Raw genomic sequence first — 17,131 nt, forward strand, 5'->3', positions numbered from 1 at the left:
CCTCCAAAAAGATTAACGTAAAGCATTTAATTGGTCTGCCAATAAAACTTTGACATTCTTTCTATTTGCTAACCCAATCAATAACTCTTTCATGTCTCTCATAGGCATATCGAGCAACTTATCTAGTACATACGTCAACTCGCTATAGCTAATAGGAGTAGCCCGCCCGACATGAATCTTCGGAAATATATATTTACTTTGGATTTCTTTTTCATCTAATAGCTCTTCATACAACTTCTCACCTGGGCGAATTCCGGAAAATTGAACACCAATTTCCTCTTCACTATAGCCTGATAGTTTAATAAGATTTTTAGCTAGGTCAACTATTTTCACTGGCTCACCCATGTCGAGTACGAATATCTCACCGCCACTTGCCATCGTTCCAGCTTGAATGACTAGCCTGGATGCTTCTGGAATGGTCATGAAATAGCGAGTCATTTCTGGATCTGTCACCGTAATTGGTCCACCCGCTGCAATTTGTTTCTTAAACAACGGAACAACACTTCCACGAGAACCTAGTACATTTCCAAAACGTACCGCCGCAAACTTTGTAGTACTCTCTTTCGCAATATTCTGAACAATCATTTCAGCAAAGCGTTTCGTTGCCCCCATTATATTCGGGGGATTAACTGCTTTATCGGAAGAAACCATTACGAAATATTCAACACCAAACATATCTGATGCTTCCGCGACGTTTTTCGTGCCGAAAATGTTGTTTTTAACTGCTTCCATTGGATTGTATTCCATTAATGGAACATGCTTATGAGCAGCTGCATGATACATCACATCTGGTTTGTATTCAGCTACGACATCAAAAATACGATTGCGGTCTTGAATATCCGCGATGATTGGAATTATTTTTGTGTGGGCTGAAACTTTTTGACGTAATTCCATGTCTATTGTATATATAGAATTTTCACCGTGACCAAGGAGAATAATTTCACTTGGGTCGAACCTAGCTACTTGCCTACAAATTTCAGATCCTATCGAGCCGCCAGCTCCGGTAATGAGTATTTTTTTATTTGTTAACTTCGAAGAGATGGATTTCAAGTCTAGTTCGACTTCTTCGCGACCTAGTAAGTCTTCGATTCTCACGTCTCTTATTTCATTGATAGATACTTTGCCCGTCAATAAATCCTCGATGAGTGGCATGATTTGTGTATGAACTTCCGTATCAAGGCATAGCTGCATCAACATGGCACTTGTTGACTTATCAAGTGATGGGATAGCTATAATAATATGCTCGACCTCTAAGTCGTTTACAGCATCTGCAATTATATCTGTACCGCCTAATACGCGCATATTGAATATTTCCAAACCTTTTTTCTTTGGGTCATCATCTAAAAAAGCAATTGGCAGTAATGGAGACTCCATATTTTTCAATAATTGACGAGCGATCATCGTACCTGCTGATCCTGCTCCTATAATGAGTGTTCGCTTTCTTCTCTCATTAATCTTAACTCCTGATATATATGAGTCACGGAACACCCTCCAAGATAATCTGGAGCCTCCGATAAGTAAAATATGAAGCATCCATGTGATGGATAAGGCTCGGTAAAGAATATGTCCCTTTACGATAAATTGCACTATTGCAACGGTTAAAATCGAAAATGCCACCGCTTTAAAAATGGAAACTAGTTCTTTTATCGATGCATATTCCCAAACCTTACGATAAAGCCCATACCGCATTGCAAAACCATGGTGCGCTATGAATATAGTTAGTGAACTAATGAGTAAAAAAGTATCTGTAAATGGATTTTTAACTGGATGTAGCAAAAAGTAACCGATATAAATAGAAAGTAGAACAATGCAAGAATCGACGAATACTAACATCGACATTCTTTTCCTTAATGACATAAAGCACCCACCCATTCTTTATACAAATTTGTATAAAAGTTCCCATAAATATTATAGCACTTTGGAATCAATTTGGTTGAATTTGTTTATGCATTACTTTAAAAATGTCATTTAATTAGTTCTTTTTACATATAAAATATATTACTTTCGCATATTATTGGAAGCATTCCAAATATTATTTGACCCTCTATCGGTATATTTCTATTAAAACAACTTCAATTTATGAGAAAATTTCCCACCACTTGGGCCTTTTTAGTTCTTTCGGCTCTAAAATGATAACTTCTATGTTTTCAATGATTCTTGCATTATTTTCAAGGAAAATGTCGACTACATCCGATCGCTTATGCTTTTCTAAATACGTTAATCCTTTATCAAATAGAAATGGACGGGTTTTTGCGTTATGGACGTCGGAACCGTATGTATGTACTAAGTTCGCATCTATTAGTTGAAGCGAAAGTTTTTGAACTGCCTTTCCAAAATGCCCTGCTACACTTCCTGCTGTAATCTGAGCAAGTGCCCCGTGGTTTATGAGCTTCAGCAGTCTACTTGGTTTTTCTGCAATAGCCTTATTTCTTTCAGGATGGGCGATAATTGGAACTTTGTCTAAGCTCAAAATTCCTTGAATGATCGGAACAGTATATGCTGGAACCGAAGAAGACGGTAATTCCAGCAACACATATTTAGAATTAGCCAGCGTTAGGACTTCCCCGGTCTTCAACTTTTCAACAGTAGAAGCTTGTATTCTTATTTCTTGTCCTGGATGAATCTTAATAGCAAGATTTTGTTTTTTTATTTCCTCATTTAGTAAATCTATCTTTTCTAGTACACTATTTTTCGGCACATCATATTGAGGATTATAAGCATGTGGTGTAGCGATTATATCTGTTATTCCTTCTTTTACCGCTTTCTCTATCAAATCCATCGCAGCCATTAAAGACTTCGGACCATCATCCACGTCCGGGAGAATATGCGCATGTATATCAATCATATTTTTTACCTCTATTTCCTATAGTATAATTAAAAAAAAGAATAAACAGGTACATTCACCCACTTATTCTACATTGCCATAATATTGATAGTAGTAATGATCCTTACTTAGTTCAAAATTGTTAAGGACTACTCCTAAAATGTTCGCTTTTGATGAGACTAATGCTTCTTTTGACTTAACTACTCCCGACTTCTCTGTTTCACTCGCATTTAGAACTAATATAGTACCATCACACTTATTGGAAAGTATTTGAGCGTCCGCTACAGATAAAACTGGAGGGGCATCAAAAATAATGACATCGAACTGTTCTTTCATCTCTTCCATTACGCGGTCCATTGTTTGAGAACCTATGAGTTCCGCTGGATTTGGTGGAATAGGACCACAAGTGATAATTTCAAGATTCTCTATTTCACTCATCTTAACAATATTGGTCAATGTCTCTTGCCTTGTTAATAGATTCGATAAACCGAGCGTATTGGTGAGGTGAAATGTATAGTGTACAGTTGGTTTGCGCATATCCGCATCCACTAATAGAACACGTTTACCTTCTTGAGCAAACACTACTGCTGCATTTGCTGCGACTGTTGACTTCCCTTCTCCAGGAGAGGTGGAAGTAAAAAGAAAAGTTTTTAGTTCTTTATCGGGCATCGAAAAATTAATATTCGTTCGCAAAGTTTTAAATTGTTCTGTTACAATGGAGCGTGCATTTGCACTAGTCACAAGTTTACGTGCTGCAGTTTGGATAATATGTTTATTTCTTTTTTTTCTAGCCATATTATTACCTCTTTCTTCTTTTTGTAACTTGAACTTTTGTGTTTTGGATATCTTTATCCGAAATAGGACTTATCAAGCCTAGTATCGGTAGATTTAATAGTTCTTCCACGTCTTGTTCATTTTTCACCGTTGTATCTAAGTATTCTAATAAGAAGGCAATCCCCACCCCAAGCATAAGTCCGATAACTGCTGCGATGGCCATATTCAGCATAGGATCTGGTTTCACCGGAGTTGGATTTTCTCCTAAAAATGCAGGTGTTAATATACTTACATTATCTATCTTCATTAAACTTTTAATTTCTTTTTGAAAAACAGATGCTGTCGTATTTGCAATATCCACTGCAATATTCGGATTAGCATCTTGTACTGTAATATTTACAACTTGTGAATTTTGTTCATTCTTTACAGTAATCTGATTAGTTAGTAAAGATGGAGTTGTATCAAGGTCTAATTGCTCAATTACTTTTGTTAAAATAACAGGACTCTTGATAATAACATTATATGTATTGATAAGTTGCAAGTTTGTCTGTATATCTTGGGAGTTTAATGTAGTAATATCTACTTTTTCTTGATTGACTAAAATCTGAGTAGAAGCCTGGTAAATGGGAGTTAAAAAAAGAAAGCTAATAACTCCACTAATAGTAATGGCGATAATCATCGTCAAAATGATTAGTGTTAACCTTTTTTTCAATGTTCTAAATAAATCTTGGAGGCTTATTGTCTCTTCCATTCAAATGATACTCCTTCTAATTCAATTCTTCTATTTTTGTCATAGTAAATCACATAATGTCGTTTTAAGTCTTTATCTATACTATTCTACCATAGAGAAGTATAATATAACCACAAGATTTGTAATATTAACTAATTTGGTACTAAGGAGGATATATTGTGAAATATAGCCGTATTATTGTTCCTCTAGTTACGGTCGTCTGTATTTTATCGCTTCTTTCCAGTTATATTTCATGGAAGGATAGGCTAGATTCCGTTGAAACAGGAGTGAAAACTAATCAGTCTTCCCACACTAAAATTGTGGAAAGTAATGATAATGAATCAGCGCCTAAAAATGAACAAATAACCTTAACTAGAAATAACGTCGAAGAAGCCACTAAAAATGCAGATGAACAAGTTCAAAATATCATCCTTAACCGATTCGATGCATCGGAAAAAATTCAGTTATTGATCGCCGGTTCTTCCGCAATGGACGATGGTTCACCTAGTTATTCGACTTTACTGGCCGATGCGTTAGCTCATACATATGGTGGTTTTATAGAAACGACGGTCGCACCGTTTGATGTTACTTCAAGTGGATTTATAGAAGAGAAAATGAATGAAATTGACTGGTCAAAAGGATATGACCTCGTTCTGTTCGAGCCTTTTACACTAAATAATAACGGTAAAGTGAAAATTGAAGATGAACACAAACATATCAAATTATTTGAACAGAAAGTTTTAGAAGAGGTACCGGATGCTGTAGTGATCCTCCAACCTTCCTATCCTATTTACCATGCGAATTTCTATTTAGTGCAAATTCGTGCATTGGAGAAATTTGCGATTAGTAAAGGATATCCTTATATAAATCATTGGAGTGCATGGCCAGACACTACCGATTCTGCACTGAATGTTTTATTAACAGAAAATAACAGTCCTAATAACGAAGGAGCCAAAGTCTGGGCATCCTCTCTCATTACATATTTTACCGTACAATAACGAAATCCCCTCAGCCAGTGCGATTACTTGCCGAGGGGATTTCGTATGTCGAGCTCTGTACAGAGCCCTGAGCTGCATCTCTCTGTAAGACTCATTTGTCCCCAAAATTGTGGCAGACACAGCAATGCCTTTCATTCAAATTGATGGCATAAGCCCATACCGTTTCCATAAACCCATACAGCGGAGTTATAAGCCAAAATTGCGACTGAAGCAGGGACGCCGTGCTATTTACTCCCCAGCGCCTTACTCAATATGCTATCTCGTCGAGCTTTTTTAGTTGCTTCGTATTCATCTTTGAAACTCTTCGCGTAAGATTTATCATAGCCATTGTTAGTAAGGTCCTTTTCTACTGCTTTTAATACAGCTTGGAAAATAGTATCTGTACTTGCTTCTAAATTGTTTGCAGCAGACATGTATTTACTGTAGAAATAACCGAAATCTATTCCTTCTCCCTTTTCCTTCTTGCCTGTATACTCAGTGACTGCTCGTCCGATGAGGGCATTAATTTTGGAATCCGCCTGTGATTGAAGTCCTTCTAAGGCAGGTCGGTATTTATCTTTGATCGATGCAACAGTCGGTTTTTTCGTATTTTTATTTCCCGTTGTACTATTGGTAGAATCAGTCGAATTGGAAGTAGTTCCGCTTGTTGGGACAACCTCTGTTTTGGTGTTGGATGAAGTACTTACCGTGCCGACAGTTAAAGTTGTACTTTTTTCCACAACTTTTCCTTGATCATCTATTAAAAGAGTAACCCCGCCTGGTAGTTCCACCTTGTAAGGATCAGCCACAATTTCAGTCACTTCTTCGTCTGCCACATCGTATTGTTTAAACTTAAACGTATACAGTATGTAACTTCCCGAACCAAGTATAATGACGGTTGCTGCTATTAAAAATAGTTTAAATTTCTTCATAGAATTCCCCTTTATATAGCTTCATATAAATAGTTTAGCATGAAGAATAAGAGAAGAATAGATAAAAAAGTCAGATTAAGAAGAAAATCCCTTCACATTTTGTCGATGTGAAGGGATTTTTATGAATTATTATTTAATTAAATGAGACTGTAAATGTTACATCAAATGCGGAGCCATTGTTTACTGTTAAAGGAATTGTAAGTGTTTTCCCTTTTAAATCAGATAGTTTTTCTGCTCCTGTAGGGAAAGCTTTCGCTAAAAATTCAACAGCCTCTGCTGATGTCGGATCAAAACCATTTACTTTCGTCACTTTTAGTTGTTTCGTAAATGTTTGGTAGAATCCTTTACCCATGAACTCTGCAATTGATTCATCTTCTTTAATCGTAACAACTAAAGAATTCGAAGCAACAGTTGAAGCAGTAACTTTGTCACCTTGGCTTGCATTTAGAGTAGTTACTAAACTAGAAACTTGTAAGTCTAGTGCTTGCTGTGGTGAAAGACCATCAACCGCTTTTTTCACTTTAGCCACTTCTTCTTTTAAAGCAGCAACAAATTTGTTTGTTGAAGCATTTGGAAGACGAACTAATAAAGCATCGATATCCGCATATGCTTTTTTTGCTTCTTCTTTTTTACCAGCAGCTAATAAATCATTAATCTGTACTGCTTTCATGTAAATTGTTACTGGAACCTTCAACTCATTAAGTTTTGCATCCGCAGGTTTTTTATATTGATCTAATAATAGATCACGAGCTGCTTTACCAGAGAAACGATAAAGAATTGATGTTCTATCTTTTAGTTGGAAAGACAATTTGTGATAAGCTGTTTCCACTGCAGCAAAGTCATTTTTTGCCTCCGCAGCTTTAAGTTCATTCATAATTGGCACTAAATATTCTGTTGCATAGTTATACGCATCAATATATGGCACTAATCCTCCTGAAACTTGTTCGTTGTAAAGAGTGTCTATTTCTTTCAACTTTACTTCTTTTTGTGCAGCAGAAAGTTTAGAAGAAACTACAGCACTTCTAGTAGACTGATAGTTTTTCTTTGCACTATTCAAAGTAGCGTATAATGCGCTACTCGGTACAAGTTTCCCTTCAAGTGATGGATACACATAGTGGGTCGAGACTTTACTAAGTTCCGTCTTCACATTGCTAACCGATTGATCCACCGACGTAGACGCACCAAGAGCAACTGGTGAGAATGATAATACCGAAGTTGTTAATAATACTGCTGCCGCTGTTTGCTTGATAAAACGTTTGCTCATGTTATTCCTCCTTTAATATTTGGTTAGTTGTTGAGAATTTTCCAATATATTTCAACATTTTTATAATACCGTTTAATTGGAAACTAATCAACTCTCATACGGATAAAATGCCACACAACTACCTATTAAATACTTAATTTTTGGAAGATTTGACATTGAATCATAACTAAAATATTACTCTTTCCTGACATATTACTGGTACCTTAGGTATTACTGGTGCCTGGCACTAGTAATATAGTTGTAACAACGAGGTAATATTAGCAAGTTGGTATTTTGTTAGTTTTAAACACATGGAAAATCCCCGGAAAATGGTATTAAATACATACTTAAAAAAGATGCAAAACATATAAGACTACGCAGAAAGATATAGTAGATACTGTCAAAATGTTCCTTTGCCTTCCTTACTTATGGGTGTGCACTTCTTCATTTGGTTATGACTGGTCCGTCGTGATTTATTCCGTTTCTAAAAATCACTTAATCCTACTTCCCCGCGACTCTTTCTATTAGTTACTAAAGGAACAATAGTTACTAATGACAATTTACAGCTGGGTGATTTAGTTATTTTTTGCTGGGAACAGAGGAAAAGGGAAAGTATATCACGTGGGATTATATAACAGTTACGGAAAAATGGTATTTGCACCAAACGCATCCGACAAGACAAAAATAGAATCTATTTCAGCAGGAGTATATAAAACAAATTACGCAGTCGCTAGAAGATATATAAAATAGAGACGGAATAGTTTATTACAAGATTGTTACTGGTGCCTGGCACCAGTAACAATCTTGTAATAAAATTCGACAAATATTCAGGAAACATTTACCTCTAAAAAACCTAATAACCAAATGCTATACTAAAAATGTAATAGTAATAAACTACTATTAACATCTTAGAATTTGCAGGGGGATTTTGTTTGTATTGGTATTTGAAAGTATTAAAGAATTATGTAGGATTTCAAGGAAGAGCAAGACGTAAGGAATACTGGATGTTTATTCTTTTCGATATAATCTTTTCCGTCGTTTTTGCAATCGTGGAGTCAATCGCAGGTTTATCTTTTTTATTAACACTTTATACATTAGCTACTTTACTTCCAGCTATAGCGGTTACCGTTCGAAGATTACATGATACCGGGCGAAGTGGTTGGTGGTTTTTACTTAATTTTATTCCTCTAGTTGGTCCTATTATTGTAATTGTATTTACGTGTCAAGATGGACAGAGTAGTGAGAATAAATATGGGTCAAATCCTAAAAGATAATAAATTTACTGCTCGTTAGAACAGTGGTGAAATTAAGTAGTAGAGAGGATTACTTGAAGTTCCCTCTCTACTTTTTTAATCTAACAATCAAAAAATGACTATAGGAAAATTTTATAAGGTAGAATTATTCAATAGTATAGAACTTCGTTAAAACTTCCTCTTTCTAGAGTGCACTAAAAAATTTTATATCTGTTTAAAATTATTATTATTTTTATTAACAGGTACTTTATCACATTCTTTATTTTTGTGATATTATTAAATTTTAGTCATACTCCCTTAGCAATTGCCCTTGAAAAGAATTTATTTCTAACTAATGAAGAAGAACTAAAATAGGTATTGGATCTCCAAAAATCACATTATCCTAAAGCAAAAATAACCTAAATTTACCTATTAAATATAAACTAATTAATGTTGATACTAGCTTATTTCAGTACATAACACTTAGCCCAACTTTAAAAGATTCTACAATTATTGAGATAACATTTGAATTTCAAGATGGGTTTTATATTGCACTTTATCAAGATGCAAAAGAAAAACTTATAATGTAGGCAATATTTATACAAGTTGATAAAAAAAGAAAATATAAACATTTTCTCAAATGTTAAAGCTAGTAATACTTTAGAATTGAAAGTAGACACTACTAAACTTACAAAACCACCTACACTCGAAGTAGAAATAACAACTTCCTCATTTTCAACTTACTTTTATATTAGTGAATGGATAAAGAGAGGTGGAATTGACTCTTTGAGCTTTACGTATAAGCCATAACCTTATCTCTGCTGGAGATGCCAATATAGCTGCAGTAAAAAGAACGGATGCTTGGGACAAAATAGTAGATATACATAAGAATAATGAAAAATGGTCAAATATAGAAGGACTAAAAAATCAATTTAATTTTCATTATGATTTTGCCAAGGATAAAAGTTCATGGAACATAGAACCAGCTAGACAAAACATTGGTTACTTTGGAACAGTTCTATCTAAATGTATTCCGAAATTTTAACTTTTTTTCACCTTTGTCAAACTTCACTCTTTTTTATTAGTACATTTACTATTGTGAAAATATAAACCAAAAGGGATGTTGATTAATGCAACCAGATTTTAGCTTACTGCTTGACAAAATTCTTGGTCCACGTAAAGTTTTTCATCATATGGAATGTGAAATATGTGGATATGATTTAATCTACTATCAACACCCTAATTCAGAGATACAAATTGGTGTAGCTTGTGAAGGATGTAACTATGTAAAGAAGTTCGATTTTGAAACGGATGAAAAGAGATAATAGCAAGTTTTAGAAAAACAAAAGGCTACCATAACACCATGGGTATCTGGTAGCCTAATATTTTGAGTGGCCACTTTCTATAAAGGAACAATTACAAGTAAAAAGCAACTCTCTTCCATCATTCAAATCTAAGAGCTTTGCTTGGATTCATACTAGCTGCTTTCAAAGCTGGATATATACCAAACAAGCTGCCGATTCCAATCGAAGTATATAAAGCCAGCTTTACTGCCCACATCGGAAGTACTAGAGCAAATATATCAATATTGTTGTTCCATACTTCGATAAAACCATAACCAAGACCAATTCCTACCGAACCACCAATGAAGCAAAGAAGTAAGGTTTCAAAGAAAAACTGTCCCATTATTTCTGACGTTTTTGCTCCTAGCGCTTTTCTAATCCCTATTTCACGTGTTCTTTCACGAACAGACATTAACATCACATTCATAATACCTGTCCCACTGATTAGCAATGCGGTAAACGTTATTCCAAAAAGCATCAACTGTAAAATAGTTGTTACCTTCCCTAACGCACCTAACATTTGATCTTGTTTAACTACGCTAAAATCGATATCAGAATGTTGTGCCCTTAAGGCTTCAAATACCGCCCCGTCTACTTCATCTACCGACTCTAGGCTAATAGCCTCTACAATCATTTTCGTTAAGTTTTTCATATCAGTAGTTGCAATTGCCGTTTCAATCGGCATCACCACATTATTATCTGTACTGGAGCCAAGAGCAGCATTTGGCGCCAAGACACCAATGACCTCGAACGTCTCTTCATTAATCGTCACTGTCTTTCCAACTAAAGATGTTTGTTCTGCAAAAACCTTATCTCCTACTAATTTTTCAAGTATACGTTTCCATAGTGGCCTTTTTTGTATCACTTCAGTAGGTTCAATACCTTCAACTGTTGGCATATCCTTTTCATCAAGCAATGCTTCGTGAATATTATTACCAAGAACAATTACTTTTGCTCCCGCAGCTTGTTCTTCAGATGTAAAAAAACGTCCTTCGGAAATTTCAGCGTGCTGAATGTGCGGATATTTAACAGTTGTTCCGACTAAAGCCGACTGTGTCTTTCTTTTCTCATAATGAACTACACTAACCGTTTCTAATTGTGGTGTCACAGATTGAACATTCTGCACTTTTGCAAGTGACTGTGCGTCCTCGTAAGTTAACGTACTAGGTACACTTGTTAGTCCACTCAGTAGATCCTTTTGACCATTTGCGGTGTCAAGTACCCGTCCAGGAAGTACTAAAATCTGTTCAGCACCTAAATTGCCCATTTGCTTCAGTAAGGTATCTTTTACCCCGATAGCAATGGCAGTCAGAACAATCACCGCAAACATCCCTATTACGACACCAATCATTGCAGATAAAACTCGAAAACGGTTGGACCATAACCCAAAGCATGCTAGTTTAAACGAATTCACAAGCTTCATATGAGCACCCCATTCTGCAATAGCACAATACGGTCTGCTCTCTTTGCTACTTCCTTGTCGTGTGTAATAACTATAATAGTTGCCCCTTTTTTATGAACACGTTCAAACAAATTCAGGATACTTTCAGTAGTCTCCTCATCTAAACTCCCTGTAGGTTCGTCTGCAAGTATAAGCCCTGGCTCATTGATTAATGCCCTTGCTATCGCAACCCGCTGCTTTTCTCCTCCAGACAATCTATCCGGTTTTTGGGTTTTCTTATTTAAAAGTCCTACCTCATCCAATAGTGCAAGGACACGCTTTTTTTTACTTCCCAAATGCTTCCGTCCATACGTTAAAGGGAGTAATACATTCTGGTATACGGATAAATTGGGAATCAGTTGAAAATGCTGAAATACAAAGCCGATTTCTTCATTACGTAGTCTCGCTCGTCTCCCACGACTCATTTTATGTACTGATTTTCCCGTAAGTTCATATTCACCTGAATCCAAAACATCAAGCGTACCAAGTAAATTTAATATCGTGCTTTTACCAGAACCGGATTTTCCCATTATAGCAACATACTCACCTTGCTCCACATGAAAATTCACTCCACGTAAAATTTCTTTCTTCTCAGTTCCTGACCGATAATACTTTCTTACATTTCGAAGTTCAATCATCCGATAACCTCCCTTTTGGGCTATAACTCATTTACATTGATGTGCATATTTTGAAAGCATCATCCTTCTTGTTCAAGTTTTAACTGTTAGAATATGATTTATCTATTCGCTTATAGCTGAGTAAAAAAATAAATAACTGCATGCATAATTTAAATACAGCAGAAAGAAGAATTCCAAAACAGAATCCTATTAATCCAGAACGAGTGTAGAAGTAATATGCTGCTGCTACATAAACTATTAAATGTAGAACACCCATATAAATTTGCCAGCTAAGCTTATTAAATCGAAGGTTAAATGGCTGTAGTACTGTTGAAATTACACTTAAAATAGCTGTTGCAGTTGTAATCTTAATCAGTTCTAACGACTGTTCAGCCCATTCTCTATAAAAAAAGTCGAAGAAAAAAGGACTTAAGAAAATAGTCATAATGTATCCTAGAAATCCTACTATGGAAGCAACCCCTAGTATTTTTAAGACATTTCTTATTCTAATGCTCTCCACATTAACTAAATAACTTAATATAACCGAGTTAATAGGAGTAATCATCATTGATATAATTTTCCCTAAAATAGTAGAAGTATAGTAAATCGCTACGCTAGAGGGTCCTAATAATGGTAGTAAAAGTAATTTATCTATATATCCAAGAAGATTTTTTAAAAGACTGGCTATATAAAGTATGGAACCTTTAGAAACTGTTTCTTTAAATAAAGCGGTAATCTTGTATGGTTCTTTATGGAGCTCTGTGTGGCGGAAAATGTAAATCAAACTAAACAATAAACCTATCAAATAAATAATTTGCCAGTATCCAATAAAATAAAATAGTAGAGAACCAATTATATATCCAAGACTCATATATAAATTATTTAGAAGTATCCCTTTATAATTTAAAACTAAACGGAAACTTACCACTAAATACTCTTTCCATAAAGAACAGATTGTGATTAAACTTATGAAAAGAAGGTTCCATAAATTTATGGTATGATCCACATAAACTGAAATTATTATTATTAAAATAACACTAAGCAAGGATGAACCTACTAAAATTAGATTAAAGTCCCCATTAACCTTAGAGATTTTATAATCCTTATCTTTTAATAAACGAACATTATTCAGCACGTTCCCAATAGGAAAACTTATCACTGTAAACAAACTGACGATGGTAACTATAACTCCATATTCCTCTCCCCCTAATTCTCTAGCAATTAGAGGAAAAGATACAAGCTGGAGAACAAATAACGGTAATGCTGCCGAAATAATGTTCAGCAAGGAATCTAAAAGAAATTTTTTTGTTTTCATATATGTCTCACAATCTATCACCATTTTCTAAAACTATGTTAGCTCTCTTCTTTATGACATTTAATTTCATTAGGAATCCTAGTAATATCCAAAATTTAATATCCGTTAAGTAAGAGCTACTTACCATCAAATGAATAAATCCTAGACTAAGCCAAATGATAATCATATTGTATGTATCTATGTTTTTTACTAGCAGGCTCTTTAAACCTAATATTAAAAAGATAATAATGATTAAACCTCCGAAAAATACACCAAAGTTAACCAATATCTCTAAAAAAAAGTTATGAGCATAACCACCATCTCTTCCGATAATTTGACGATCTGCTCCAAGACCAAGACCTAGAATAGGATTATCCAGTGTAGAGTTAAGAAGACTTTCATATATAAAATCTCTTCCACTTAAATGAACTTCCCCACTTAGAAACAGCATGATACTTCTGCTATTAATACCATATTTAAATAATATTTCATAAATTAGATTCAGTAGTTTATCTAAATTCAAACTTAAAAAGACAATGCTTACTAAAACCAGAAGATTATAAAAAACCTTTGAATAGGTTAACTTAAAATTAAACCTTATCACCTTTAATAGAATAAAAAACACAATGCATAATAATGCACCTCTAGAACCTAGCGCCAAGATGACTAAAATGGAAATAACCGAAAATAAAAGCGATCGGAGAGAATATTTATCTATTAGTACATCTAAAAAAATGATTGCCGGAAGCAACATATAGTAGGATAAAGCCATACTGTATGTACCAGCTGTTGCTTTTCCAAAAATAATAAGTACTCCAAGAACGGTTCCAAATATAAAAACGATAAAACTTGCCTTTTTCATCACTTGCTTGAAGACATTCCAATCATCCAAACTCAATGTGTATACAAAAGCAGGTAGACACATAAAGAAAAACGGAAAGATTAGCTCCTTTAAGTACAAGTGGTTCTCGTCAAATATCACATAATTGGATACAAAAATAAGGACTGCTATAAAATATGCACAAAAAAACTTCAACTTACTTCTTTTTAAAACTACAGGTAGCGCATATAAAAAAATTACTCCAACCAAAATTTTCGAAAGTAGCTGAATCTTGGATGCACCAGCAGTATCTATTAATTTAAAATAAATCAGAAGAAAATATTGTATAGTAAGGATCACAAAAGATGCCATGATAGCTATGCTTATTTTTTTATCGTCTGATTTATTTATAGTCATGATTTTCCTCTCATCTTTGGGGAAGTCTAGTCATCGATTTCGAATATATAGAACTATATTGTTTCGATAGTCTATCCCAATTAAATTTTTCAACATTATTCAAGCAATTGTTTGATATTACTTCATAATTATTCACAATATCTATTACTCTTTCTGCTATTTCATTGGGGTTCAAGGAGTCCACATGATACCCAACCACCCCTTCTTCAAATTGACAATCAAACCCCTGACCCTTTGAATAAATTACGGGCAAGCCCTGACTCATCGCCTCTGCATAGACGAGTCCAAAGGTTTCGGTAATGGAGGGCATTACAAAGATATGATTCGAACGATATATTTCTAATAGCTTCTCTTTAGGTTGAGGTTCAATATAATTTACAAAAAAGAGATTTACTATTTCCTCATAAATAGATTGTTCGGTTACCCTTCCTACTACTGTCAATTTCACGTCGTACCCTCGTTGTCGAAGCAACTCTATTGCCCTGACTGTTGTTAAAACATTTTTATTTCTACTTATTTCCCCAACATAAACTAATTTCAATACTTCTTTAATAAAACGATTTGCTGGAGTTCCTTTGTTTTGAAACCAAAATTTATCTATTCCATTTGGAATTACTACTGATTTATCGAGTATTGTTCTTTTAAATTTATCTGGAACGTATTTTTCGACAACATATTTTTTGTAAGACTCCGATAAAAAAATGATACTTTCCGCTTCTTTTAATACCTCCACTCCTAACTTTCTTAAGAAAACCATTTTTTTAAAGAATTGATTTACATCTGTATTCCTCACTGCAACAATATAAGGTATACCAAAATTTTTTTTAGCTTTTAATGCGATATATCCATTAGAAAATAAGGAGTGGGCGTGAACAATAGAAAAATTATCTATTTTATAATTTTTAAGGAGATCTTTATAGATTTTTTTATGCTTAATGTAAAAAAAATACCTATCATATTTATAATGGTTTTTTCTTACTGTTGTATAATCTCCCATTTGTAAGCTAGAAAAATCAGAAGTTGTGAGAGTAGGAACATATACGTCAATATGTAGATTATTTTCTATTTGTTTATCGTATAAATTTTTATATAACATCCCGCCACCATAGTATGAATTTATATGTAATAATTTCATAACTCTTTCCACCGCTTTCTCTCATTTATCGAAGATTAAAAGTATGTATTTTATCGAAAAAGAATCTCCTCCGAATTTAATCTTCTAAAATAATTTTTTCTAGCTTGTTAGTTAAAGTTTTAAAATCAAATTCCTCAATAGCAAACCGGGCATTCTTACAGTACTGATAATATTCATCTTGATCCATAAAATAGAATGTTAAAATACCATCTAATAAAGCCTCTGCAGATCCTCCTTTTACGGTCAATCCACAATTATAAAGAGACAAAATATCATATTCACATTCAATATTCGATAAAGTAGGTTTACCAGAAGCCATATAGTCAAACATCTTATTTAAACTTAAACCATATTTATATAAAGGGATGTGCTTTCCTGTAAAGACATTAAGATTCGATTTACTTAATATATTAGGAATAAATTGCTTATTAACTTTTCCTTTGAAAATTACATTAGACAATCCCTTTCTAACAACGTATTCTTCCAATTCTTTTCTTTGATATCCATCTCCAAACAAGATAAATTGAATATCACTTATCCCTTTGTTCTTCAAATACTCGGCTGCTTTAATAAGGTAAGATAACTCATTGGCTGTACCCATGGAACCTGTATATAGGACCTTGAATGTTGAAGTATCATCCAAATCCTCATCGTGGTATATAATTTCTCGTTCATTTTTTTTATACTTAACTAGGTCAACACCATTGTTTATATATTTCACTTTTGACGAATTTAAACCAATGCCTGACACATAATCCTTCCCTCCAGGAATAGTAAAAATAAGTTTATCCGCTTTTTTATAAATCCATTTTTCTCCAGAATATAAAATCTTCGCTAATAAACTATTTTTCTTCAATGCGCCATACTGAACTATAGTTTCTGGCCATAAATCTCTTACCTCGCAAATACAAGGTATAGCAAACTTTTTTGCTATTTTTATCCCTGCAACAAGAGTAAGTGGGTGAACACTAGAAGCTAGTATGATATCAGGCTTACCATAGAGTTTTGAATAATCTTTTGTAGAAGGAAAAAGATTTCTATAAAATTCCCACATATTTTTAACTCTCTGAATACCGTTCTTCCTGTAATTTGATGTTTTTACAAAAACGTAAGGAATGCCATCAGTCGATTTAATCTTGTATTTACCATTAGTTACATTAATTACATCCTCGCTGTTATGTCTTGTACTGGCACAAAAAATGGTAGGTTGAAATTCATCTTTTAGAAGATATTTTGCGAACCAATAGTGACGGCCTCCCTTTTCATGAAACGTCCCATGAGCATAATGATTTAAAATCCAAACTGTTTTTTTCTGCACCTTCTTCATCCCCCCCATTAAATGATTTTGACGT

At 34.2% G+C, this 17,131-nt stretch carries 16 protein-coding genes; 4 read left to right on the forward strand and 12 right to left on the reverse strand.

Annotated elements, in window-relative coordinates:
* Positions 1-12: 12 nt before the first annotated feature.
* The 4 genes from ACTSKG_RS08525 to ACTSKG_RS08540 form a co-directional block, all read right to left on the reverse strand.
* Positions 13-1,857 (reverse strand): polysaccharide biosynthesis protein, encoded by a 1,845-nt coding sequence (locus ACTSKG_RS08525; RefSeq protein WP_464757755.1) that lies wholly within the window; start codon positions 1,855-1,857, stop codon positions 13-15.
* Between the two features lie 220 nt (positions 1,858-2,077).
* On the reverse strand, positions 2,078-2,845 hold the full coding sequence (locus ACTSKG_RS08530; RefSeq protein ID WP_464757756.1) for a tyrosine-protein phosphatase: 768 nt from the start codon (positions 2,843-2,845) through the stop codon (positions 2,078-2,080).
* A gap of 63 nt (positions 2,846-2,908) precedes the next feature.
* Positions 2,909-3,619 carry a CpsD/CapB family tyrosine-protein kinase gene (locus ACTSKG_RS08535; RefSeq protein ID WP_464757757.1) on the reverse strand — a complete coding sequence of 237 codons (711 nt, stop codon included), beginning with the start codon at positions 3,617-3,619 and terminating at the stop codon, positions 2,909-2,911.
* A gap of 4 nt (positions 3,620-3,623) precedes the next feature.
* Complete coding sequence (locus ACTSKG_RS08540; protein WP_464757758.1) at positions 3,624-4,349, reverse strand: YveK family protein; 726 nt, start codon at positions 4,347-4,349, stop codon at positions 3,624-3,626.
* 158 nt (positions 4,350-4,507) lie between these two features.
* On the opposite strand from ACTSKG_RS08540, the gene ACTSKG_RS08545 reads away from it, so the two are divergent.
* Positions 4,508-5,326, forward strand: coding sequence for an SGNH/GDSL hydrolase family protein (locus tag ACTSKG_RS08545; protein ID WP_464757759.1), 819 nt, complete (start codon positions 4,508-4,510; stop codon positions 5,324-5,326).
* Positions 5,327-5,550: 224 nt separating this feature from the next.
* Here the strand turns inward: ACTSKG_RS08545 and ACTSKG_RS08550 are convergent, their stop codons facing one another.
* Positions 5,551-6,237: a hypothetical protein gene (locus ACTSKG_RS08550; RefSeq protein WP_464757760.1), complete on the reverse strand. Its 687-nt coding sequence runs from the start codon at positions 6,235-6,237 to the stop codon at positions 5,551-5,553.
* A gap of 133 nt (positions 6,238-6,370) precedes the next feature.
* Positions 6,371-7,501 (reverse strand): hypothetical protein, encoded by a 1,131-nt coding sequence (locus ACTSKG_RS08555; RefSeq protein ID WP_464757761.1) that lies wholly within the window; start codon positions 7,499-7,501, stop codon positions 6,371-6,373.
* A gap of 911 nt (positions 7,502-8,412) precedes the next feature.
* Between ACTSKG_RS08555 and ACTSKG_RS08560 the strand changes: the two genes are divergently transcribed.
* The 3 genes from ACTSKG_RS08560 to ACTSKG_RS08570 all read left to right on the forward strand — a co-directional run bounded on the left by ACTSKG_RS08560 (position 8,413) and on the right by ACTSKG_RS08570 (position 10,037).
* Positions 8,413-8,754 carry a DUF805 domain-containing protein gene (locus ACTSKG_RS08560; protein WP_464757762.1) on the forward strand — a complete coding sequence of 114 codons (342 nt, stop codon included), beginning with the start codon at positions 8,413-8,415 and terminating at the stop codon, positions 8,752-8,754.
* Between the two features lie 793 nt (positions 8,755-9,547).
* On the forward strand, positions 9,548-9,757 hold the full coding sequence (locus ACTSKG_RS08565) for a DUF2599 domain-containing protein (RefSeq protein ID WP_464758001.1): 210 nt from the start codon (positions 9,548-9,550) through the stop codon (positions 9,755-9,757).
* Between the two features lie 85 nt (positions 9,758-9,842).
* Positions 9,843-10,037 (forward strand): acyltransferase, encoded by a 195-nt coding sequence (locus ACTSKG_RS08570; protein ID WP_464757763.1) that lies wholly within the window; start codon positions 9,843-9,845, stop codon positions 10,035-10,037.
* 118 nt (positions 10,038-10,155) lie between these two features.
* On the opposite strand, the gene ACTSKG_RS08575 is transcribed toward ACTSKG_RS08570, so the two are convergent.
* The 6 genes from ACTSKG_RS08575 to ACTSKG_RS08600 form a co-directional block, all read right to left on the reverse strand.
* Positions 10,156-11,478 (reverse strand): ABC transporter permease, encoded by a 1,323-nt coding sequence (locus tag ACTSKG_RS08575; RefSeq protein ID WP_464757764.1) that lies wholly within the window; start codon positions 11,476-11,478, stop codon positions 10,156-10,158.
* A complete protein-coding gene (locus ACTSKG_RS08580) occupies positions 11,475-12,134 on the reverse strand; it encodes an ABC transporter ATP-binding protein (RefSeq protein WP_464757765.1) in 660 nt (219 codons plus the stop codon). The genes ACTSKG_RS08575 and ACTSKG_RS08580 overlap by 4 nt, the downstream gene beginning before the upstream one ends.
* A 79-nt stretch (positions 12,135-12,213) precedes the next feature.
* Positions 12,214-13,428 carry a lipopolysaccharide biosynthesis protein gene (locus tag ACTSKG_RS08585; protein ID WP_464757766.1) on the reverse strand — a complete coding sequence of 405 codons (1,215 nt, stop codon included), beginning with the start codon at positions 13,426-13,428 and terminating at the stop codon, positions 12,214-12,216.
* 7 nt (positions 13,429-13,435) lie between these two features.
* On the reverse strand, positions 13,436-14,644 hold the full coding sequence (locus tag ACTSKG_RS08590; protein ID WP_464757767.1) for an O-antigen ligase family protein: 1,209 nt from the start codon (positions 14,642-14,644) through the stop codon (positions 13,436-13,438).
* A gap of 10 nt (positions 14,645-14,654) precedes the next feature.
* Positions 14,655-15,779, reverse strand: coding sequence for a glycosyltransferase family 4 protein (locus ACTSKG_RS08595; RefSeq protein WP_464757768.1), 1,125 nt, complete (start codon positions 15,777-15,779; stop codon positions 14,655-14,657).
* 76 nt (positions 15,780-15,855) lie between these two features.
* Positions 15,856-17,097 (reverse strand): glycosyltransferase family 4 protein, encoded by a 1,242-nt coding sequence (locus ACTSKG_RS08600; protein ID WP_464757769.1) that lies wholly within the window; start codon positions 17,095-17,097, stop codon positions 15,856-15,858.
* Positions 17,098-17,131: the final 34 nt, after the last annotated feature.

It is taken from the genome of Psychrobacillus syltrankelensis (assembly GCF_055454035.1).

What these genes read in the sequence shown, in the direction of transcription:
- ACTSKG_RS08525 (WP_464757755.1), bottom strand. Translation starts at nt 1,857, where the DNA reads ATGTCATTAAGGAAAAGAATGTCGATGTTAGTATTCGTCGATTCTTGC.
- ACTSKG_RS08530 (WP_464757756.1), bottom strand. Translation starts at nt 2,845, where the DNA reads ATGATTGATATACATGCGCATATTCTCCCGGACGTGGATGATGGTCCG.
- ACTSKG_RS08535 (WP_464757757.1), bottom strand. Translation starts at nt 3,619, where the DNA reads ATGGCTAGAAAAAAAAGAAATAAACATATTATCCAAACTGCAGCACGT.
- ACTSKG_RS08540 (WP_464757758.1), bottom strand. Translation starts at nt 4,349, where the DNA reads ATGGAAGAGACAATAAGCCTCCAAGATTTATTTAGAACATTGAAAAAA.
- ACTSKG_RS08550 (WP_464757760.1), bottom strand. Translation starts at nt 6,237, where the DNA reads ATGAAGAAATTTAAACTATTTTTAATAGCAGCAACCGTCATTATACTT.
- ACTSKG_RS08555 (WP_464757761.1), bottom strand. Translation starts at nt 7,501, where the DNA reads ATGAGCAAACGTTTTATCAAGCAAACAGCGGCAGCAGTATTATTAACA.
- ACTSKG_RS08570 (WP_464757763.1), top strand. Translation starts at nt 9,843, where the DNA reads ATGCAACCAGATTTTAGCTTACTGCTTGACAAAATTCTTGGTCCACGT.
- ACTSKG_RS08575 (WP_464757764.1), bottom strand. Translation starts at nt 11,478, where the DNA reads ATGAAGCTTGTGAATTCGTTTAAACTAGCATGCTTTGGGTTATGGTCC.
- ACTSKG_RS08580 (WP_464757765.1), bottom strand. Translation starts at nt 12,134, where the DNA reads ATGATTGAACTTCGAAATGTAAGAAAGTATTATCGGTCAGGAACTGAG.
- ACTSKG_RS08585 (WP_464757766.1), bottom strand. Translation starts at nt 13,428, where the DNA reads ATGAAAACAAAAAAATTTCTTTTAGATTCCTTGCTGAACATTATTTCG.
- ACTSKG_RS08590 (WP_464757767.1), bottom strand. Translation starts at nt 14,644, where the DNA reads ATGACTATAAATAAATCAGACGATAAAAAAATAAGCATAGCTATCATG.
- ACTSKG_RS08595 (WP_464757768.1), bottom strand. Translation starts at nt 15,779, where the DNA reads ATGAAATTATTACATATAAATTCATACTATGGTGGCGGGATGTTATAT.